This window comes from Streptomyces roseirectus (genome assembly GCF_014489635.1).
GTDB classification, from domain to species: Bacteria; Actinomycetota; Actinomycetes; order Streptomycetales; family Streptomycetaceae; genus Streptomyces; species Streptomyces roseirectus.
This window is the reverse complement of record NZ_CP060828.1, coordinates 7,902,692-7,922,870: the sequence shown is the minus strand read 5'-3', so window position 1 is coordinate 7,922,870 and position 20,179 is coordinate 7,902,692. Positions and strand designations below refer to the sequence as shown.

20 protein-coding genes are annotated in these 20,179 nt (G+C 74.0%); 16 read left to right on the top strand and 4 right to left on the bottom strand.

The window, feature by feature from the left end:
• The first annotated feature begins 88 nt into the window (after positions 1 to 88).
• Both IAG44_RS34230 and IAG44_RS34225 read left to right on the top strand, forming a co-directional pair.
• The gene (locus IAG44_RS34230) at positions 89 to 949 is read left to right on the top strand and encodes a helix-turn-helix domain-containing protein (RefSeq protein ID WP_187750945.1); all 861 of its coding nucleotides are present in this window, start codon (positions 89 to 91) and stop codon (positions 947 to 949) included.
• Positions 950 to 961: 12 nt separating this feature from the next.
• Positions 962 to 1,168 (top strand): DUF397 domain-containing protein, encoded by a 207-nt coding sequence (locus IAG44_RS34225; protein WP_187750944.1) that lies wholly within the window; start codon positions 962 to 964, stop codon positions 1,166 to 1,168.
• Positions 1,169 to 1,197: 29 nt separating this feature from the next.
• Here IAG44_RS34225 and IAG44_RS34220 read toward each other — a convergent pair whose 3' ends face one another.
• A complete protein-coding gene (locus IAG44_RS34220; protein ID WP_187750943.1) occupies positions 1,198 to 2,325 on the bottom strand; it encodes an 8-amino-7-oxononanoate synthase in 1,128 nt (375 codons plus the stop codon).
• Between the two features lie 163 nt (positions 2,326 to 2,488).
• Between IAG44_RS34220 and bioB the strand changes: the two genes are divergently transcribed.
• From bioB to bioD, 3 genes are read left to right on the top strand one after another with little or no spacing between them, the layout of a single operon-like run.
• Positions 2,489 to 3,667 carry a biotin synthase BioB gene (gene bioB / locus IAG44_RS34215; RefSeq protein WP_187750942.1) on the top strand — a complete coding sequence of 393 codons (1,179 nt, stop codon included), beginning with the start codon at positions 2,489 to 2,491 and terminating at the stop codon, positions 3,665 to 3,667.
• Positions 3,660 to 4,934 (top strand): adenosylmethionine--8-amino-7-oxononanoate transaminase, encoded by a 1,275-nt coding sequence (locus IAG44_RS34210; RefSeq protein ID WP_187750941.1) that lies wholly within the window; start codon positions 3,660 to 3,662, stop codon positions 4,932 to 4,934. The genes bioB and IAG44_RS34210 overlap by 8 nt, the downstream gene beginning before the upstream one ends.
• Before the next feature lie 2 nt (positions 4,935 to 4,936).
• A complete protein-coding gene (gene bioD, locus IAG44_RS34205) occupies positions 4,937 to 5,644 on the top strand; it encodes a dethiobiotin synthase (RefSeq protein WP_187752965.1) in 708 nt (235 codons plus the stop codon).
• 178 nt (positions 5,645 to 5,822) lie between these two features.
• Here bioD and IAG44_RS34200 read toward each other — a convergent pair whose 3' ends face one another.
• Positions 5,823 to 8,045: a helix-turn-helix transcriptional regulator gene (locus tag IAG44_RS34200; protein ID WP_187750940.1), complete on the bottom strand. Its 2,223-nt coding sequence runs from the start codon at positions 8,043 to 8,045 to the stop codon at positions 5,823 to 5,825.
• A gap of 115 nt (positions 8,046 to 8,160) precedes the next feature.
• Between IAG44_RS34200 and IAG44_RS34195 the strand changes: the two genes are divergently transcribed.
• The 9 genes from IAG44_RS34195 (at position 8,161) to mug (ending at position 16,584) form a co-directional block, all read left to right on the top strand.
• Complete coding sequence (locus IAG44_RS34195; RefSeq protein WP_187750939.1) at positions 8,161 to 8,847, top strand: esterase/lipase family protein; 687 nt, start codon at positions 8,161 to 8,163, stop codon at positions 8,845 to 8,847.
• Positions 8,848 to 8,923: 76 nt separating this feature from the next.
• Complete coding sequence (locus IAG44_RS34190) at positions 8,924 to 9,580, top strand: class I SAM-dependent methyltransferase (RefSeq protein ID WP_187750938.1); 657 nt, start codon at positions 8,924 to 8,926, stop codon at positions 9,578 to 9,580.
• 86 nt (positions 9,581 to 9,666) lie between these two features.
• Positions 9,667 to 10,593 (top strand): TIGR03621 family F420-dependent LLM class oxidoreductase, encoded by a 927-nt coding sequence (locus IAG44_RS34185; RefSeq protein WP_187750937.1) that lies wholly within the window; start codon positions 9,667 to 9,669, stop codon positions 10,591 to 10,593.
• A gap of 7 nt (positions 10,594 to 10,600) precedes the next feature.
• Positions 10,601 to 11,023, top strand: a complete 423-nt coding sequence (locus IAG44_RS34180; protein WP_187750936.1) for a GNAT family N-acetyltransferase — start codon at positions 10,601 to 10,603, stop codon at positions 11,021 to 11,023.
• 179 nt (positions 11,024 to 11,202) lie between these two features.
• Positions 11,203 to 12,615 (top strand): hemolysin family protein, encoded by a 1,413-nt coding sequence (locus tag IAG44_RS34175; protein WP_246562242.1) that lies wholly within the window; start codon positions 11,203 to 11,205, stop codon positions 12,613 to 12,615.
• Entirely contained in the window at positions 12,612 to 13,625 is a 1,014-nt protein-coding gene (locus tag IAG44_RS34170) for a hemolysin family protein (protein WP_187750935.1), read from the top strand. The genes IAG44_RS34175 and IAG44_RS34170 overlap by 4 nt, the downstream gene beginning before the upstream one ends.
• A 124-nt stretch (positions 13,626 to 13,749) precedes the next feature.
• On the top strand, positions 13,750 to 14,526 hold the full coding sequence (locus tag IAG44_RS34165) for an SGNH/GDSL hydrolase family protein (RefSeq protein WP_187750934.1): 777 nt from the start codon (positions 13,750 to 13,752) through the stop codon (positions 14,524 to 14,526).
• Between the two features lie 73 nt (positions 14,527 to 14,599).
• A complete protein-coding gene (gene purB / locus IAG44_RS34160; RefSeq protein ID WP_187750933.1) occupies positions 14,600 to 16,042 on the top strand; it encodes an adenylosuccinate lyase in 1,443 nt (480 codons plus the stop codon).
• On the top strand, positions 16,039 to 16,584 hold the full coding sequence (gene mug, locus IAG44_RS34155; RefSeq protein WP_187752964.1) for a G/U mismatch-specific DNA glycosylase: 546 nt from the start codon (positions 16,039 to 16,041) through the stop codon (positions 16,582 to 16,584). Before purB ends, mug begins: the two co-directional genes overlap by 4 nt.
• Positions 16,585 to 16,610: 26 nt before the next feature.
• Here mug and IAG44_RS34150 read toward each other — a convergent pair whose 3' ends face one another.
• Both IAG44_RS34150 and IAG44_RS34145 read right to left on the bottom strand, forming a co-directional pair.
• Entirely contained in the window at positions 16,611 to 17,294 is a 684-nt protein-coding gene (locus IAG44_RS34150) for an ABC transporter permease (RefSeq protein ID WP_187750932.1), read from the bottom strand.
• A 9-nt stretch (positions 17,295 to 17,303) separates the two neighbouring features.
• Entirely contained in the window at positions 17,304 to 18,215 is a 912-nt protein-coding gene (locus IAG44_RS34145) for an ATP-binding cassette domain-containing protein (RefSeq protein ID WP_187750931.1), read from the bottom strand.
• 109 nt (positions 18,216 to 18,324) lie between these two features.
• Here IAG44_RS34145 and IAG44_RS34140 point away from each other — a divergent pair, with 109 nt between their 5' ends.
• Both IAG44_RS34140 and IAG44_RS34135 read left to right on the top strand, forming a co-directional pair.
• Positions 18,325 to 19,482: a sensor histidine kinase gene (locus IAG44_RS34140; RefSeq protein ID WP_187750930.1), complete on the top strand. Its 1,158-nt coding sequence runs from the start codon at positions 18,325 to 18,327 to the stop codon at positions 19,480 to 19,482.
• A 13-nt stretch (positions 19,483 to 19,495) separates the two neighbouring features.
• Complete coding sequence (locus IAG44_RS34135) at positions 19,496 to 20,146, top strand: response regulator (protein WP_187750929.1); 651 nt, start codon at positions 19,496 to 19,498, stop codon at positions 20,144 to 20,146.
• Positions 20,147 to 20,179: the final 33 nt, after the last annotated feature.

Here is a 20,179-nt window from a genome sequence, read left to right as displayed (position 1 = left end):
TATATCTGTCGCTCGAAGCGGTGAACTCTGCCACGGCAGAGCGGATTTGAGCGACGCTTTGGGAGTAATGGGGAGTGAGGAGAAGGCCATGCAACACGGCCCCGCGGTACGGCGCCGCAAACTGGGCGCGGAACTGCGTGCGTTACGCAACCGGGCCCGGCTGACGAGCGGCGAGGCGGCCCGCCTGGTGGGCTGGCACCAGTCGAAGGTGAGCCGGATCGAGACGGGCACCAGCAGTGCGAAACCGGCCGATGTGGCGCTGCTGCTGGACGCCTACGGGGTGCGTGACGATCGGCTGCGGGAGCTGATGCTGGTGCTCGCCGGGGTCGACGAGGGCGTCGGCCGGGACCACTGGTGGCACGCCTACCGGGGTGTACTGCCGCCCACGTACCGGGACTTCATCAGCCTGGAGTCGCAGGCGAGCGCGATGCGCACGCTGGAGACGACCGTGGTCCCGGGGCTCCTGCAGACCCCCGAGTACGCCCGCGCGGTGACCCGTTCGGCCCTGGAGGGTGTGGACGAGGAGCAGCTGGACGCGCTGGTGGAGGTGCGTCTGGCCCGGCAGGACGTGCTGCGCGGGGACCCGCCGCTGCTGCTGAGCGCCGTCCTCGACGAGGCGGTGCTGCGCCGTCAGGTGGGCGGTCCCGAGGTGATGGCGGCGCAGTTGGAACGGCTTCTGGAGGACGCGCGACTTCCCCAAGTGCGGCTGCAGGTACTGCCGTTCACCGCGGGGGCGCATATCGGCGTCACCGGGCCTTTCGTTGTCTTCTCGTTTTCGAGCGTTTCTGATCTGGATGTGGTCGTTCTCGACCACTTGACGAGTAGTCATCACCTTGAGGGGAAAGAAGACCTCCGGGCCTACTCGGAGGCTTTCACCAACCTTCAGATCCACGCCCTTTCACCCGAGGACTCGTTGGATTACATCGCCGGGATAGGTGACGGCGCGTAAGGAGGCACCCCCATGACAGCACTGCCTCGGAACGTACCTTCCGCAAGCTCGTTGCAGGTCGCTCACTGGCTGCGCAGCAGCTACAGCACCGGAGCCAACAACTGCGTGGAAACGGCCCCGTCCACGGGTCTCCTCGCGGTCCGCGACTCCAAGTCCCCCACCGGACCCGCGCTGCTCTTCACCCCGGGGAGCTGGTCGGTGTTCACCTCGGCACTCTGATCGCACCGTTCACGGTCGTGCCCGCCGACTCATGGCCGTGTCGCGTCGATCACCCGCACCGCGCGGGCCACCTCTTCCCCGGAGAGGTCCGCGCGGGCGGTCAGCCGCAGCCGTGACACACCGTCGGGCACGGACGGGGGCCGGAAACACCCCACGAAGAGACCCGCCTCCCGGCAGTCGGCGGCCCAGCGGACCGCCGACCCGGGAGAGGGCGCGCGCACGGAGACGACCGCGGCGTCCGGACGTACCGCGTCCAGACCCGCGGCCGTCAGGCGTGCGTGCAGGTCGCCCGCCACCGCGCGGGCGCGCGCCGCCCGTCCGGGCTCGGCGCGCAGCAGCCGCAGCGCCGCGAGGGCGGCACCGGCCGCCGCGGGGGCGAGCCCGGTGTCGAAGATGAACGTCCGCGCCGCGTTGACGAGATGGTCGATCACCTTCGCGGGCCCCAGCACCGCGCCGCCCTGGCTGCCCAGCGACTTCGACAGGGTGACGGTGACGACGACGTCGTCCGCGCCCGCGAGCCCCGCCGCGTGCGGGGCGCCCCGGCCGCCGTCGCCGAGCACCCCGAGCCCGTGCGCGTCGTCCACGACGAGCCCGGCGCCCGTCTCCCGGCAGGCGTACGCGAGTCGGTCCAGGGGCGCGGCGTCGCCGTCGACGGAGAAGACGGTGTCGGAGACGACGAGCGCGTCGCCGTCGTGGGCGCGCAGGGTCTTGCGGACGGCGTCGGGGTCGGCGTGGCCGACGACCTGGACGGCGCCCCGGGCGAGGCGGCAGCCGTCGATGAGGGAGGCGTGGTTGCCGGCGTCGGACAGGACGAGCGTCCCCTCGGGGGCGAGCGCGGTCACCGCCGCGAGGTTCGCCGCGTACCCGGAGGAGAACACCAGCGCGGCCTCGGCGCCGCAGAACTCGGCGAGTTCGCGCTCCAGTTCGGCGTGCAGCTCGGTCGTGCCGGTGACCAGCCGCGAGCCGGTGGCGCCGCCGCCCCACGTCCGGGCGGCCTCGGCTGCGGCCCCGGTGACCTCGGGGTGGCGGGCGAGGCCCAGGTAGTCGTTGCTCGCGAGGTCGAGCAGGGGGCTCGCGGCGGGGCGCGGACGCAGGGTGCGGACGAGTCCGGCGCGGCGGCGCCGGTCCGCGTGGTCGTCGATCCAGCCGAACGCCATGGCCCCTCCGGGGTGTGTGGATAGCCGGGGTTTGTAGGTAGCGGACAGACACTAGCGGCCCGACAAGCCGCCCACTGTGTGGCAATACCCACACGTCACGCGGGGTCTGTTGTGCGGTCTCCACCTTGGCCCCAGGCGGCCCGGCAGGGCAGGATCGGCTCTCATGGACCTGCTGACGACGCTGGTGGACAAGGGACTTCGGCGCGAGTCGCCGACCCGCGAGGAAGCGCTGGCCGTGCTGCGCACCTCCGACGACGACGTGCTGGACGTGGTGGCCGCGGCCGGGAAGGTGCGCCGGCACTGGTTCGGGCGCCGGGTGAAGCTGAACTACCTGATCAACCTCAAGTCGGGCCTGTGCCCGGAGGACTGCTCGTACTGCTCCCAGCGCCTCGGTTCGACGACCGGGATCCTCAAGTACACCTGGATCAAGCCGGACGAGGCGTCCCGCACGGCCGCCGCCGGGGTCGCCGGGGGCGCGAAGCGGGTCTGTCTGGTGGCGTCCGGGCGCGGCCCGACGGACCGTGACGTCGACCGCGTCTCCGAGACCATCAAGGCCATCAAGGACCAGAACGAGGGCGTCGAGGTGTGCGCCTGCCTCGGGCTGCTCACCGACGGCCAGGCCGAGCGGCTGCGCGCGGCGGGCGCCGACGCCTACAACCACAACCTCAACACGTCCGAGTCGACGTACGGCGAGATCACCACGACCCACACGTACGCGGACCGCGTCGACACCGTCCAGAAGGCGCACGCGGCCGGCCTGTCGGCCTGCTCGGGGCTGATCGCGGGGATGGGCGAGCGCGACGAGGACCTGGTCGACGTCGTGTTCTCGCTGCGCGCCCTCGACCCGGACTCGGTGCCGGTCAACTTCCTCATCCCCGTCGAGGGGACCCCGCTCGCCAAGGAGTGGCACCTCAGTCCGCAGCACTGCCTGCGGATCCTCGCGATGGTCCGGTTCGTGTGCCCGGACATCGAGGTGCGGATCGCGGGCGGGCGCGAGGTGCACCTGCGCTCGATGCAGCCGCTCGCGCTGCACCTCGCCAACTCGATCTTCCTCGGCGACTACCTCACGACCGAGGGCCAGGCCGGGCAGGCGGACCTCGACATGATCGCCGACGCCGGGTTCGAGGTGGAGGGCACCGACCAGGTGACGCTGCCGGAGCACCGGGCGCACGCGTCCGCCGGGTGCGGGTCGAACGAGGGTGACGGCTGCGGCGGTGGCGGTGTCTGCGGGACGGCGGAGTCGGCGCCGGCGGCTGTGCCGTCCGCCGCGGGTGACGCCCGACCCGACCTCGTCGCCGTCCGCCGGCGCGGGGTGGGAACGGACCTCGCGCCGAATGCCTGACGTGCGCGAACTGCTGGAGCTGGACCGGCGGCACGTCTGGCATCCGTACGGCCCGATGCCGGGCGTGGCCGAACCGCTCGTCGTGGAGTCGGCGAGCGGGGTACGGCTGCGGCTCGCGGACGGGCGGGGCGAGCTGGTGGACGGCATGTCGTCGTGGTGGTCGGCGATCCACGGCTACCGGCACCCGGCGCTGGACGAGGCCGCGCGCGATCAGCTCGGCCGGATGAGCCACGTCATGTTCGGCGGGCTGACCCACGAGCCCGCCGTCCTGCTCGCGAAGACGCTGGTCGACATCTCCCCCGAGGGCCTGGAGCACGTGTTCCTCGCGGACTCGGGGTCGGTGTCGGTCGAGGTCGCGGTCAAGATGTGCCTCCAGTACTGGCGTTCGCTCGGCCGGCCGGGCAAGCGGCGGCTGCTGACCTGGCGCGGCGGCTACCACGGCGACACCTGGCACCCCATGTCGGTGTGCGACCCCGAGGGCGGGATGCACGAGCTGTGGTCCGGCGTCCTGCCCCGCCAGCTCTTCGTCGGCGCGCCGCCGGCGGAGTTCGACGAGGCGTACGCCGACGAGCTGCGCGCCGCGATCGAGCGCCACGCGGACGAACTGGCCGCCGTGATCGTGGAACCGGTCGTGCAGGGCGCGGGCGGGATGCGCTTCCACTCCCCCGCCTACCTGCGGGTGCTGCGCGAGGCGTGCGACGCGCACGGCGTGCTGCTGGTGTTCGACGAGATCGCGACCGGGTTCGGCCGCACGGGCGCCCTGTTCGCGGCGGACCACGCGGGCGTCACGCCGGACGTGATGTGCGTCGGCAAGGCGCTGACCGGCGGTTATCTGACGCTCGCGGCGACGCTGTGCACGTCGCGGGTGGCCGAGGGGATCTCGCGGGGCAAGGTGCCGGTGCTGGCGCACGGGCCGACGTTCATGGGCAATCCGCTGGCCGCCGCCGTCGCCCGCGCCTCGATCGAGCTGCTGCTCGCGCAGGACTGGGCGGCCGAGGTGAAGCGGATCGAGACGGGGCTGCGGGAGGGGCTGGCGACGGCCTCTTCGCTGAAGGGTGTTGCGGACGTCCGGGTCCTCGGGGCCATCGGGGTCGTCCAGTTGGACCACCTGGTCGACATGGCGGCGGCCACGGCCGCGGCCGTGCGCGAGGGCGTGTGGCTGCGGCCGTTCCGCGACCTCGTCTACACGATGCCGCCGTACGTCACCGGCGACGACGACGTCGCCCGGATCACGCGCGCGGTGTGCGCCGCCGCGCGGGAGGGATGAGCATGACGGTCCTGGTCGTCACGGGGACGGGCACGGAGGTCGGCAAGACGGTCGTGACGGCGGCGGTCGCCGCCGCGGCCGTCGCGGCGGGCCGTACGGTCGCGGTCCTCAAGGCCGCGCAGACCGGCGTCGGGCCGGACGAGCGGGGGGACGCCGACGAGGTCGCGCGTCTCGCGGGCGCCGTCACGACCGCCGAGTGCGCGCGCTTCCCCGAGCCGCTGGCCCCGGCAACGGCCGCCCGCCGCGCGGGACTTGCCCCCGTCCGCCCGCACGATGTGGTCGAGCGGGCCCGGAAGCTGGCGGTGGATCACGACGTGGTCCTCGTCGAGGGGGCGGGCGGTCTTCTCGTGCGGTTCGACGAGGAGGGCGGGACCCTCGCGGACGTCGCCGCGCTGCTGGGGGCGCCGGTGCTGCTGGTGGCCTCGGCGGGGCTGGGGACGCTGAACACGACGGAACTGACGGCCCGTGAACTCCGGTCCCGGGGGGTCGAGTTGGCCGGGGTGGTCATCGGGAGCTGGCCGGCCTCGCCCGATCTGGCGATGCGGTGCAACGTGGACGATCTGCCGGTGGTCGCGGGGGCGCCGCTGCTGGGGGCGGTGCCGGCGGGGGCGGGCGCGCTGACACCGGCCGAGTTCCGTGCGGCTGCGGGGAGTTGGCTGGGAGGACGGTTGGACGGGGTGTGGGACGTGGGGAGTTGGGAGCGGGGGTGAGGTGGGCGGGGTGAGCTGGGGGGGAGCTTGGGGGAGCCTGCGGGGCGGGGTTCGCGCGGCGGGTTCGCGGGAGCGCGGCCTGCGGGAACGCGGGCCTGCGGGGCGAGCCGGCGAGCGCCCCGGTTCGCGAAGGTGCGGGGCGCGGGCCGTGTGGGCGAGGCAGGCTCGCCCCCTCCCGTCACGGGGTCTCCGCCAGGATCCGGACCAGTTCGATCCGGGATCTGATGCCCAACCGGGTGAAGACGCCCCGGAGATGGTGGTCGATCGTGCGGGGGCTCAGGGCGAGGCGGGCGGCGATCTCGCGGTTGGTGGCGCCGTCGGCGGCCATGCGGGCGACCAGCAACTGCTGGGCGGTGAGGGAGGATTGCGGGCCCTCGGGCGCGGCGGACGCGCGTAGAGGGGCCGCCGGGGCGCCCAGGGCCCGTAGTTCGGCGCGGGCGAGGTCGGCGAAGTGCGGGGCGCCGAAGGAGGTGAACGCCTCCAGGGCGCTGTGCAGCCGGTCCCGCGCCTCGGTGCGGCGGCGCAGACGGCGCAGCGCGCTGCCGAACAGCAGCTCGGTGTGGGCCCGTTCGACGTCGCGGGTGCCGCCGGCGTGCAGGTCGAGGGCGGCGCGGTAGTGGTCGACGGCCGCCGCGCCCGGGGTGAGCAGGGCCCGGCAGCGGGCGCTCAGCGCGAGGTCGTCGGCGCTGCGCACGGTCCGCGCCCAGCGGTCGTAGTCGGCGTGCGCGGTCTTCGCGACGCCGGTGTCGCCGGTGCGGACGGCGGCCTCGACGTAGGCCGGGGTGGCGAGGTGGCGGATCGCACGGTGGCCGTGGCCGGGGCCGAACCCGGCGAGGGCGCGCAGGCGGGCGGCGACCGCGTCGAAGCGTCCGGTGCCGAGGTCGAGGACGGCGAGGGCCCACTGGGCGAGCGCGGCGGGCAGTCCGAGGCCGTGCGCGAGGGCGTGGGCGCGGGCGGTGGCGGCGCGTTCGCGGCACAGGTCGGCGTCCCCGGTGAGCGCCGCGAACATCGCGAGGGCCGCCTGGAGGTGGCAGGCCGCGTTGTCCTGCCCGGTCGTGTACGCCTCCCGCAGCGCCTCCAGGGCCGCCGTCTCCGCCGCCCGGGGGCGTCCGGTCCAGAAGTCGGCGTACACGCGGAACTCGCGCGCCTGGACGACCGTCCCGGCGGCGCCCCTCGCCCGCGCGGCCTCGGCCGCCCTGAGGGTCGCGGTGGCGGCGCGGGTGTGGTCGCCGAGCAGCAGGGCGGCGATGCCGGCGTGCACGAGGAGGGTGGGGTCGCCGCCGGGTCCGCAGTGGCCTGCGGCGGCCTGGAGGAGGTCGCGCGCGTCGCCGTAGCGGCCGTCGACGGCGGCGGCGAGGCCGGGCAGGACGCCGGGCGGGTCGATGCCGGCGCGGCGAGCTTGGGCGAGGGCTTCGCGGCAGCGGCGGAGGTCGCCGGTGTAGACGGCGGCTTCGGTGGCGCGGGCGAGGAGGTGGGGGATGTCTTCGTGAGGGGCGCCGCTGTGAGGGGCGCCGTTATGAGGGGCGCCGTCGCGGAGAAACGTTCCAGCCCTCTGTGTCACCCCCGCGAGCACCGCGTCGAACGCCTCGCCCGCGTTGCCCGTGCGCAGGGCGAGGACGCCGGTGAGGGGGCCGGCGGTGGTGCGGGCGGCGAGGAGGCGGGCGTGGTCGGCGTCGCCGGACTCGAAGGCGTCGGCGGCGGCGCGGGCGAGGAGGCGGGTGCCGGCGGCGGGGTCGGTGGCGAGGGAGGCGGCGCGTTCCGTGAGGGCGCGGGCGAGCGCGGGGGCGCCCGCCACGCGCGCGTGGGCCGCCGCCGAGGCGAGTTCCCCGGCGAGCCGTCCGCTCGGTCCGAGGGCGCCGGCGCCCCGGTGCCAGGCGCGGTGGGGGGCCTCGGCGCGGCCGTCGAGCACGCGCGCGAGGAGGCGGTGGGCGTCGCGCCGGTCGGCGGGGGTCGCCGTCTCGTAGGCGGCGACGCGGATCCAGGGGTCGCGGAAGGTGACGCCGTCGGGGCCCGCGCTGGCGACGCCGGCGGTCTCGGCGGCGTCCAGGGGGCGGGTGTCGAGGCCGGCGGCGGCGACCGCGCGCAGGAAGGCGCGGGTGGGGAGGGGGTGCTGGTCGGCGGCGGCGAGCAGGAGGAGGAGGCGCGTGTCGTCGGGGAGGGCACGCACCTCGCGTCTTCGCGCGCGCAGGAGCGCGGGCGCGAGGTCGGCGGGTTCGGTGGGCAGGGGGTCGAGGCCGGCCGCCTGACGGTCGGTCAGCCGCGCCGCGATCTCGGCGGCGGCGAGCAGGTCGCCGTGCGCACGCGCGCGTATCCGCGCCCGGACGCCCTCGGTGGGGGCGGCGGCCGGGCGGGGCGGTGGCGAAGTGCGGTCGAGCGTGGGGGGAGTCACCGGAGTCACCACGCCCTTCACGTTACTGGCGGGTTACTTGAGCCGTAAAGACCGGCGATTTCACCGATGCGGCGCGCGTGTGACCGCCCGGACACTCCTGGCGACCCCATCCGCACCAGGAGGCATCATGCAGCGCCCCATGCGCCGTGTCGCAGCGGCCGTCTCGGCCGTGTTCGCTTCGCTCCTTCTGTCGCTCTCCCTGTCGGTGCCTTCCGCCCACGCGGCGGCCCGCAACCCGATCGTCTTCGTCCACGGCCTGAGCAGTGACTCCAGCAGCTGGAACGACTGGATCGCGGACTTCAAGGCGGACGGCTACACGGCGGCCGAGCTGCACTCGTGGTCGTACAGCTGGTCGCAGTCCAACGTCACGACCGCGCAGCAGCTGGCCACGGAGGTCCGGAACGTGCTGGCCCGCACGGGCGCCTCCAAGGTCGACATCGTCACGCATTCCATGGGTGCGCTCAGCGCGCGCTACTACCTGAAGAACCTGGGCGGGACGGCCTATGTCGACGACTTCGTGTCGACGGCGGGCGTCAACCACGGGACGACGACGGCCGGTCTGTGCGCGTGGCTCTACACGTCGTGCGCGGAGATGAACACCGGGAGCGCGTTCCTGACGGCGCTGAACTCGGGTGACGAGACGCCGGGCAGCGTGTCGTACGCGAGCTACTGGTCCAACTGCGACGACGCGCTCACGCCGGACACCACGGCGATCCTGAGCGGGGCGACGAACGTCGAGGTCGGGTGCGTCTCGCACAACGAGATGAACAACGACCACGGCGTCTACCAGCAGGTGCGCGACTTCGTCGCCTGACGCTCGGTCCCGAGGGGGTGCGCGGGGGCGGTGCGGGGGGACAATCGCGGGGAGAGCCCGCGTGCAGGAGGCCCGCATGCCGACGCGCACCCCCAAGGACGCCGTCCGTCATCCGCTGTTCGCCCGTTTCTACGCCCGCTTCAGCGTCGCGGCCGAGCCGGCCGTGGGTCCGCTGCGCGCCGAGCTGCTGGCGGGGCTCGCGGGGCGGGTGATCGAGATCGGCGCCGGGAACGGACTGAACTTCGCGCACTACCCGGCGGCCGTCTCCGAGGTCGTCGCGCTCGAACCGGAGCGGCTGCTGCGGCAGTCGGCGCGGCTCGCGGCGCTGCGGGCGGAGGTTCCGGTGGACGTCGTGCCGGGGGTCGCGGAGGCGCTGCCGGTCAAGAGCGAGGCGTTCGACGCGGCGGTGCTGTCGCTGACGCTGTGCAGCGTGCGGGACGTGGAGCGGGCGCTGCGGGAGGTGCGGCGGGTGCTGCGGCCCGGTGGCGAGCTGCGGTTCTTCGAGCACGGCCGGGGCGGCGGGCGGGTGATGCGGGGTGTGCAGCGGGGGCTCGACCGGACGGTGTGGCCGCTGTTGTTCGGGGGGTGCCGGCTGGACCGGGACCCGGTGGCGTCGATCGTCGGCGCCGGGTTCGAACTCGGGGAGCACCGGCGGCTGTTGGTGCCGCCGACGGGGCCGGTGTCGCCGGCGTCGTACTGCGTGCTGGGGGTGGCGCGGCGGCCGGTGGGCTGAGCCGGCTCGAACACACTGGCGGTGATCGCCTCCGGGTGATGGGATGCGAACGAACGTTCAAGTCCTAGGACCATCAGGGGGAGTTCATGACGCGTCCGTTCCGTTTCGGGGTCAATCTGCTGGAGCCCACGCCGCTCGACGCGTGGCGTGCGAAGTGCCGCCGAGGTGAGGAGCTGGGGTACGACGTGCTGCTGGTGCCGGACCATCTCGGGATGCCGGCGCCGTTCCCGTCGCTGGTCGCGGCGGCGCAGGTGACGACGCGGCCCCGGGTGGGCACGTTCGTCCTCAACACGGGTTTCTTCAACCCGGTGTTGCTGGCGCGCGAGGTGTCGACGACCGCCGCGCTGACCGGCGGCCGGCTCGAACTCGGCCTGGGCGCCGGGTATGTGCGGGCGGAGCACGAGGAGGCGGGCCTGCCGTGGGGCACGCCGGGTGAGCGGGTGACCCATCTGCGGTGCACGGTCGAGGAGTTGAGGAAGCGTCAGGAGGACGGCGTCCACGTGCCGTTGCTGATCGGCGGGAACGGCACGCGCATGCTGCGGCTGGCCGCCGAGCACGCCGACGTCGTCGCCTTCGCGGGCGCGCGGGTGGTCGAGGGGAGCGCGACGGGGCAGATAACTCCCCTGTCTCCGGAGGAACTTGACGAACGGGTCGCGGCCTACGCGGAGTTGGCGGCCGGCCGTGCGGAGCCCGCCGAGCGGAACCTGCTGATCCAGCAGGTGATCGTGACCGACGACCCGGAGGGCGCCGTGCAGCCGCTCCTGGAGCGGATACCGGGGCTGACGGCCGAGCAGGTGCTCGCGCTGCCGGTCCTGCTCGTGGGCAGCGAGGCGGAGATCGCGGCGAAGGTGCGGGCGCTGCGCGAGCGGTACGGGTTCACGTACTTCACGGTGCTGGAGGGGTTCATGGAGGCGTTCGGGCCGGTGCTCGCGGAGCTCCAGGGCCGGGCGCCGGTGGCGGGCGGGCGTCCGGATGCCGGAATGTCCGTCGAGGGTGTGCCCGGCGTGCTGTGATCGCCGTATGCATGATCTGCGCATACGGGCCGCGACGCCCGACGACCTGGACACCGTGCTCGCCTTCTGGAAGACCGCCGCCGAGGGGACGAGCATCAGCGACGACCGCGCGGGCGTCGAGCGGCTGGTCGCCCGTGACCCCGGGGCGCTGCTCCTCGCGGAGTCCGGGGGCGAGCTGGTCGGCACGGTGATCGCCGGGTTCGACGGCTGGCGCTGCCACCTGTACCGGCTGGCCGTCCATCCGGACCGGCGTCGCCGGGGCATCGGCTCGGCGCTGCTGACCGCCGCCGAGGAGCGCTTCACGGCGCTGGGCGGGCGGCGGGCGGACGCGATGGTGCTCACGCGCAACGAGACCGCGCACCATGCCTGGGGCGCGGCGGGGTACACGCCCGAGGAGAAGTGGCGGCGATGGGTGAAGCCGCTGGGCTAGCCAGGCCGCTTTGCCCGTCCTTTACCCTTGAGGGGACCGCGTGCCACGTGGTCCCCTCCCGACTTCCACGAAAGGTGTGAGCGTCCGCCCATGGGCGAGCCTCCCAGTACCCGATTCCGGCGCGTCCGACACCGCGCGTTCCGCCCCGCCCTGGCCGACCATGGGACGGAGGTGACCCGATGACCGAAGTACTCCTCCTGCTGGTGGCGGTCCTGCTGTCGTTCGCGTGCGGGGCCTTCGTCGCCGCCGAGTTCTCGCTGACCACCGTCGAGCGCAGCGAGCTGGAGCGGGCGGTGGAGCGCGGCGAGCGGGGCGCGGCCGGCGCCCTCAAGGCCGTCCGGAACCTGACGTTCCAGCTCTCCGGCGCGCAGCTCGGCATCACCGTCACCAACCTGGTCGTCGGCATGCTCGCCGAGCCGTCGATCTCGAAGCTGCTCTCCGGCCCGCTGGAGTCGGCCGGGCTGCCCGAGGGGGCGTCGCGGTCGGTCGCCCTGGTGATCGGGACGGCGCTGTCGACGGTGTTCCTGATGGTCGTCGGCGAGCTGGTGCCGAAGAACTGGGCGATCTCCTCGCCGCTGGCCGTCGCCAAGAACGTCGGCAACGCGCAGCGCTGGTTCAGCGCCGCGTTCCGGCCGTTCATCACGCATCTCAACAACACGGCGAACCGGATCGTGCGCCTGGCGGGCGTCGAGCCCACCGAGGAGCTGGCCGCCGCGCGCGGGCCGCAGGAGCTGGCGGCGCTGGCCCGGCACTCCGCGAAGGAGGGCGCCCTGGAGGCCGACACCGCCGAGCTGTTCGTGCGCACGCTGAACCTGGCCGACCTGACCGCCGAGAACGTGATGACCCCGCGCGTGCAGGTGATGGCCCTGGAGGCGCAGGCGACCTGCGAGGACGTCGCGAACGCGACCCGGGCGAGCGGTCTGTCGCGGTTCCCGGTCTACCGGGGCAGCCTCGACGCGGTCGTCGGCACCGTCCACATCAAGGACGCGCTGGCCGTGCCCGCCGAGCGGCGCGCGCGCGTGTCGGTGGCCGAGATCATGCGCGAGCCGCTGCTCGTCCCCGAGTCGCTGACCGTCGACCGGCTCCTGGACCGGCTCTCCGGCAAGCGGACGATGGCCGTCGTCATCGACGAGTACGGCGGCACGGCGGGCGTCGCGACGCTGGAGGACATCGTCGAGGAGGTCGTCGGCGAGGTCCGTGACGAGCACGACCCGCACGAGACGCCCGACCTCGCCCCCGCGGGCACCGACGAGGCCGGACGCGCCCTCTACTCGGCCGACGGGGCCGCCCGCACCGATCAGCTCGCCCGCGTCGGCCTGCGGGCCCCTGAGGGGCCCTACGAGACGCTGGCGGGCCTCGTGGCGACCGAGCTGGGGCGCATCCCGGTCGTCGGCGACAGCCTCGACGTCGCCGGGTGGCGGCTGGACGTCGTGGACGCGGCGGGGCATCGGGCGGCGCGGGTGCTGTTGCGCGCGCCGCTGTCGGAGCCGCGTCCGGAGGGGCCGCCTCTGGAGGAGCCGCACGACGCGCTTCACGGAGCGCGTCATGGGGCACCTCACGGGACTTCTCACGGGACGGGGGACTCGCGGTGACCGCGATCCAGTTGCTGATCGGCCTCGCGACGCTCGTCGTGAACGCGTTCTTCGTCGGCGCCGAGTTCGCGCTGATCTCCGTGCGGCGCTCCCAGATCGAGCCCTACGCCGAGCAGGGCGACCGGCGGGCGCGCAGTGTGCTGTGGGGGCTGGAGCACGTCTCCGCGCTCATGGCGGCGGCGCAGCTCGGGATCACGCTGTGCACGCTGGTCCTCGGTGTCGTCGCCGAACCCGCCATCGAACATCTGCTGGAGCCGGTGTTCCACGCGGTGGGGGTGCCCTCCGGGGCCGGGCACGCGGTGTCGTTCGTGATCGCCCTGGTGCTCGCGACCTACCTGCACATGCTGCTCGGCGAGATGGTGCCGAAGAACATCGCGCTCGCCGAACCCGTGCGCAGCGCGCTGCTCCTCGGGCCCCCGCTGGTCACGCTCTCGCGCGCGCTGCGGCCGGTGATCTTCGCGATCAACGCCTTCGCCAACGCGCTGCTGCGGCTCATGCGGATCGAGGCCAAGGACGAGGTCACGGCGACCTTCTCCGACGCCGAGCTGGCCCAGATCGTCAAGGACGCCGGCGAGGCCGGGCTCATCGACGACCGTGCGCAGGAGCGGCTGCACGACGCCCTCGAACTGGGGCGCCGTCCGGTCCGGGACGTCGTCCTGCCCCTCGAACGCGTCGTCTACGCGCGCGTGGGCGTCACTCCCGAAGGGCTCGAGCAACTGTCCGCCGAGTCCGGGTTCTCCCGGTTCCCCGTCGTCGACGAAGGGCGCCGGATCGTCGGCTACCTCCACGTCAAGGACGCGCTCGACGCCTCCCCCAGGGACATGCCGTTCCGGCTGCGGGACCTGCGGGCCATCGCGCGCGTACGCGAGGCCACGCCGTTGGACGATGTGCTGACGGCGATGCGGGGCAGCCGGACGCATCTCGCCGCGGTCATGGAGGAGGACGGGAGGCTGGCGGGGATGGTGACGATGGAGGACGTGCTGCGGGAGCTGTTCGGGCAGCGGGCGTGAGGGGGCGGCGCGGGTAGAGGCTGGCGTCGGGCTGATGGGGTCGTTGGGGCCGGTGAGGTCGGTTGCCTTGGGCACCGGGGTGACCGACCGGCGGGTATGCCCCGGGGTTACCATCGCTGACGCCATGCAGACGAAACCCACTTCCCCGTACACCAGCCTCGTCGCGGTCGGCGACTCCTTCACCGAGGGCATGTCGGACCTCCTGCCCGACGGCACCTACCGGGGCTGGGCCGACCTCCTCGCGGCCCGCATGTCCGCACAGGTGCCCGGCTTCCGGTACGCCAACCTCGCCGTGCGCGGCAAGCTGATCGGCCAGATCGTCGAGGAGCAGGTGGACGTCGCCGCCGGCATGGGCGCGGACGTCATCACCCTGGTCGGCGGTCTCAACGACACCCTGCGCCCCAAGTGCGACATGGTCCGCGTCAAGGACCTCCTCACGGAGGCCGTCGAACGCCTCACCCCCGGCTGCCGGCAGCTCGTCCTCATGCGCAGCCCCGGCCGCCAGGGCCCCGTCCTCGAACGGTTCCGCCCGCGCATGGAGGAACTGTTCGACCACGTGGACACGCTGGCGGCGAAGCACGGCGCCCTGGTGGTCGACCTCTACGCCGCCCCCTCCCTCGCGGACCCCCGCCTCTGGGACGTCGACCGCCTCCACCTCACCGCCGAGGGCCACCGCCGCGTCGCCGAAGCCGTCTGGCAGACCCTGGGCCACCCCGCCGAGGACCCCGACTGGCGCACCCCCCTGCCACCCACTCCCCCGCCCACCTGGACCGCCCGCCGCACCGCCGACCTCCGCTTCACCCGCCAACACCTCCTCCCCTGGATAGCCCGCCGCCTCACCGGCCGCTCCTCGGGCGACGGCCGCGCCCCGAAACACCCGGAGCTGTTGCCGTACGAGTGACCGCCATCTCGTACGTTCCCACCAACCCCACCCCGGGCCTGGCCTGCGTGAATCGCCAGTAGAATCTGGTCACGTGACTTCCGCTCCCGCAAAGCCCCGTATCCCGAACGTCCTCGCCGGACGGTACGCCTCCGTCGAGTTGGCCACGCTGTGGTCGCCCGAGCACAAGGTGAGGCTGGAGCGGCAGCTCTGGCTCGCGGTGCTCAAGGCGCAGCAGGACCTCGGGATCGAGGTGCCGCAGGGGGCGATCGCCGACTACGAGCGGGTGCTCGACACGGTCGACCTGGCGTCGATCGCCGAGCGCGAGAAGGTCACCCGGCACGACGTGAAGGCGCGGATCGAGGAGTTCAACGACCTCGCCGGGCACGAGCAGGTGCACAAGGGGATGACGTCCCGGGATCTGACGGAGAACGTCGAGCAGCTGCAGGTGCGGCTGTCGCTGGAGCTGATCCGGGACCGTACGGTCGCGGTGCTCGCGCGCCTGGCGAAGCTCAGCTCGGAGTACGGCGAACTGGTGATGGCGGGCCGCTCGCACAACGTGGCCGCGCAGGCGACGACCCTGGGCAAGCGTTTCGCGACGGCGGCGGACGAACTGCTCGTGGCGTACGCGCGCGTGGAGGAGCTGCTGGGCCGCTACCCGCTGCGCGGCATCAAGGGCCCGGTCGGAACGGCCCAGGACATGCTGGACCTGCTGGGCGGCGACGCCGCGAAGCTCGCCGAGCTGGAGGGCCGGATCGCCGGTCACCTGGGCTTCTCGCAGGCGTTCACGTCGGTCGGCCAGGTCTACCCCCGCTCGCTGGACTACGAGGTCGTCACGGCCCTCGTGCAGCTCGCGGCGGCCCCGTCCTCGCTGGCGAAGACGATCCGCCTGATGGCGGGCCACGAGCTGGTCACGGAGGGCTTCAAGCCGGGCCAGGTCGGCTCCTCGGCGATGCCGCACAAGATGAACACGCGTTCCTGCGAGCGCGTCAACGGCCTGATGGTCATCCTGCGCGGGTACGCGTCGATGACGGGCGAGCTGGCCGGCGACCAGTGGAACGAGGGCGACGTGTCGTGCTCGGTGGTCCGCCGGGTCGCCCTCCCGGACGCGTTCTTCGCCCTGGACGGCCTTCTGGAGACGTTCCTGACGGTGCTGGACGAGTTCGGCGCGTTCCCGGCCGTCGTCGCGCGCGAGCTGGACCGCTACCTGCCGTTCCTGGCGACGACGAAGGTCCTGATGGGCGCCGTCCGCGCGGGCGTGGGCCGTGAGGTCGCGCACGAGGCGATCAAGGAGAACGCGGTCGCGTCGGCGCTGGCGATGCGCGAGCGGGGTGCCGAGCGCAACGAACTCCTCGACAAGCTCGCCGCCGACGACCGCATCCCCCTGGACCGCGCGCAGCTCGACGCCCTGATGGCCGACAAGCTGTCCTTCACGGGCGCGGCGGCCGACCAGGTCGCGGTGGTCGTCGCCCGGATCGAGGAGATCGTCAAGCAGCGCCCCGAGGCGGCCGGTTACGCCCCCGGAGCGATCCTCTGACCCGCTTCACGCGGGCCGAGCTGGAGGCCGCGCGCGACCGCCTCGTCCCCGACGTGGCCGCGCCCGGCCTCCGCGTGCTGTTCTGCGGCATCAACCCGGGCCTGCTGACGGCCGCGACGGGCCACCACTTCGCCCGTCCCGGCAACCGCTTCTGGCCCGTCCTGCACCTCTCCGGCTTCACGCCCCGCCTCCTCGCACCGGCGGAGCAGGAGGAGTTGCTGTCGTACGGGCTCGGCATCACGAACGTCGTCGCGCGCGCGACCGCGCGTGCCGACGAGCTGTCCGCCGAGGAGTACCAGGAGGGCGGGCGCGTCCTGACCGCCAAGGTCACCCAGCTCGCGCCCCGCTGGCTCGCGGTCGTCGGCATCACCGCCTACCGCGCCGCCTTCGGCGAACGGCACGCACGCGTGGGGCCGCAGGAACGGGTCATCGGCGACACGCGCGTGTGGGTCCTGCCGAACCCCAGCGGGCTGAACGCGCACTGGACGGCGGCGACGATGGCGGAGGAGTTCGCGCGGCTGCGGGAGGCGGCGGAGGGCTGACGCCCGTCGCCCCGGAGGGGAAACGTTCACGCGTCCCGCTTCCGCACCCGCCACGCCCCCGCGCCCAGTGCCGCCGCGCTCCACAGGCCCGTCACCAGGAGCCCCAGCCAGGGGTTGACGGCCGGGTCGCTGTGGAGGGCCGCCTGCCCGGCCCGGTCGGGGAGCCAGTCCGCGACCGTCCCGGACATGTCGCCGATCACGAACGACACGAGCAGCAGGAACGGGACGAGGATCCCGAGCGTCGCGACTCCGCTGCGCAGGACGGCCGTGAGCCCGGCGGCGAGCAGCGCCATCAGGGTCAGGTAGAGCGCGCAGCCGACGGCGCCACGGACCCCTTCGGCCCAGGTCAGTCCGGAACCCAGGGGCAGGACGGCGACGCCGGTCAGGAGGCCGACGGCGAGCACCGGCAGCCCGATCGCCGTCACCTTCGCCGCGAACCAGCGCGTCCGGTCGGGCACGGCCGCGAGGGACACGCGCAGGGCGCCGTCGCGGAACTCCGCCGCCGTCGCGGTCGCCGCGAAGGAGACGGCGGCGATCTGGCCGAAGCTGACGCCGAAGTAAGTGGTGAACAGGGGGTCCTCGACGCCGGCGTCCAGGCCGGCCAGCGCCGAGAAGCCGACGGTGGCCAGGAGGATCACGGCGAGGGTGACGACCAGGGACCGCAGGGTGCGGATCTTGAGCCATTCGGCGTGGAGAGCGGAAACGTACATGCGGGGCTCCTAGCGGTGTGCCGTGAACTCGGTCTCGCCTGCGGTCAGATCGAAGTACGCCTGCTCCAACGTGCCCTCCTCGGCGGCGAGTTCGAGGAGGGGGACGCCCGCGTCGGAGGCGAGGCGGCCGACGTCGTCCACGCGTGCGTGGTGCACGGTCCAGTGCCCGTCGGGGTGTTCGTCGGCCTGGTGGCCCGCGCGGGCGAGCGCACCGGCGAGGGCGGCGGGGTCCGACGTGCGGACGCGGACGCGCGGGTGCACGCGTGCGTGGACGAACTCCTTGAGCGGGGTGTCGGCGAGGAGGCGGCCCCGGCCGAGGACGACGAGGTGGTCGGCGTAGGCGGCGGTCTCGGCCATGAGGTGGCTGGAGACCAGGACCGTGCGGCCCTCGCCCGCGAGGCGGCGCAGGAGGCCGCGGATCCAGACGATGCCTTCCGGGTCGAGGCCGTTGGAGGGCTCGTCCAGGAGGACGGCCGCGGGGTCGCCGAGCAGCGCGGCGGCGATGCCGAGGCGCTGGCGCATGCCCAGGGAGTACGTGCGCACGCGGCGGTTCGCGGCGGAGGCGAGGCCGGTCTCCTCCAGGACCTCGTCGACCCGGCGCGCGGGGATGCGGTTGCTCGCGGCGAGCACGCGCAGGTGGTCGCGGCCGGTGCGGGCGCCGTGCGGGGCCTGCGCGTCGAGCAGCGCGCCGACGTGGCGCAGGGGTTCGGTGAGCGCGCCGTAGGGGCGGCCGTCGAGGGTGGCGCTGCCGGAGGTCGGGCGGTCGAGGCCGAGCAGGAGCCGGAGCGTGGTGGACTTCCCGGCGCCGTTGGGGCCGAGGAAGCCGGTCACGCGGCCGGGCGGGACGCGGAAGGTGAGTCCGTCCACGGCGCGGCGGGTGCCGTGGACCTTGGTCAGATCGCGGACGTCGATGGTGGTCATGTCCACCACCTTCGCCGTGACGCCTGGTCAGGGGCTTCCCCCGGGGGCGGGAACCGTCTCCCCCGCCCGGGGGAGGCCCGTTGTCGGTGGGGCCTGTCACGATGGCGGCATGGCCCGGTTCTGGAGCCCGCTGCGGCGGGGGACGACGTACACACGGCTCCTGCATCTGTGGGTGCCGATGCTCGTGGTGAGCGTGTGGATGTTCATCGATCCCCGGCGGCCGTGGCTGGTCGCGCTGTTCGTGATCCCGGCCGGTCTGGTCGCGGGGGTGCGGACGGGCGAGGGCGTGCAGGCCCAGTGGATGCTCACGCCGGGCGAGAAGGACCCCGGGTTCTCCGTCGCCCCGTCGAGGACCTGGCGGGACCGGCTGCGGACGGTCGTCTGGCTCGAAGTGCGCCTGGCGCTGGGGGCGTTGGTGTCCTACGTGTGCGTGTGGGCGCTGATGGTGGCGTACACCCTGGTCCGCCTGGCGCTCGGGTACACGGACGGCGACGTCCCGGTCCTCGGCGCGCTGTCCCCGCACGGGGCGTACGCCCTGCTGGTGCCGCTGCCGCTGCTGGCGATGTACGGCGCGGTCGTGGGCCTCGGTCTGCTCGTCACGGCCGCCGCCCGCGCGCTGCTCGGCCCGTCGGCCGCCGAGCGGTTCGCGGCGCTGGAGGAGCGGACGGAGCTGCTGCTGGAGCGGACACGGATCGCGCGGGAGCTGCACGACTCGATCGGGCACGCGCTGACGGTGGCCGTCGTGCAGGCGGGCGCCGCGCGTGCGGCGGGTGATCCGGCGTTCACCGCGCGGGCGTTGGAGGCCATCGAGGAGACCGGGCGGACGGCGCTGGAGGACCTGGAGCGGGTGCTCGGGGTGCTGCGGGAGTCGGCGCGGCCGGCGAGCGGTCGGCCCACGCTCGCGGAGGCGGACCGGCTCCTCGACTCGGCGCGGGCGTCCGGCGCCGTGGTCGACGCGCGGCTGTCGGGGCCGCTGGAGACGGTGCCGGGGCCGGTGTCCCGCGAGAGCTACCGGATTCTCCAGGAGGCCCTGACGAACGTCCTGCGGCACGCGGGCCCGGTACCCGTGCGGGTCCGCGTGGACGTCGAGGCCGGCGTGCTCCGCCTTGAGGTGCGCAACCCGCTGACGGCGCACATCCCCGGCCCCGGCGGCGGCAGTGGCCTGCGCGGCATCCGGGAACGCGCCGCCCTGCTGGGCGGCCAGGCGTCCACGGGGCCGGACGCCGGGGACTGGCGGGTGCGCGCGGAGCTGCCCTTGGGGAGCTGACTAGGCTGGCGGGATGCCGGTCACTGTTCTGCTCGTCGACGACGAACCCCTGGTCCGCGCGGGGCTGCGGACCGTGCTGGAGGCCCAGCCCGACATCACGGTCGTCGGGGAGGCGGCCGACGGGGCGGCTGTCGTGCCGCTCGTGCGGCGGTTGCGGCCCGATGTCGTCGCCATGGACGTGCGGATGCCGCTGCTCGACGGGATCGCGGCGACCCGGGCCCTGCTGAAGGCGGTCGACGTGCCGCCGAAGGTCGTGGTGGTGACGACGTTCGAGAACGACGAGTACGTGTACGAGGCGCTGCGCGCGGGCGCGGACGGGTTCCTGCTGAAGCGGGCGCGGCCGGCGGAGATCGTGCAGGCGGTGCGGCTGGTGGCCGAGGGGGAGTCGCTGCTGTTCCCGGCGTCGCTGCGGAAGCTGGCGGCCTCGTACGGGGGCGGGGACGCCGGGGACCGGCTGGAGTCGGCGCGGCTGACCGAGCGGGAGGGCGAGGTGCTGCGGCTGATGGCGCGGGGGCTGTCGAACGCGGAGATCGCCGGGGTGCTGGTGGTGGGCGCGGAGACGGTGAAGTCCCATGTGAGCGCGGTGCTCGCCAAGGTGGGGGCGCGGGACCGGACCCAGGCGGTGATCGCCGCGTACGAGTCGGGGTTCGTGGCGCCCCGGTGAAGAACCTGGGGCTCCCGGTTCCGGCCGGTCGCC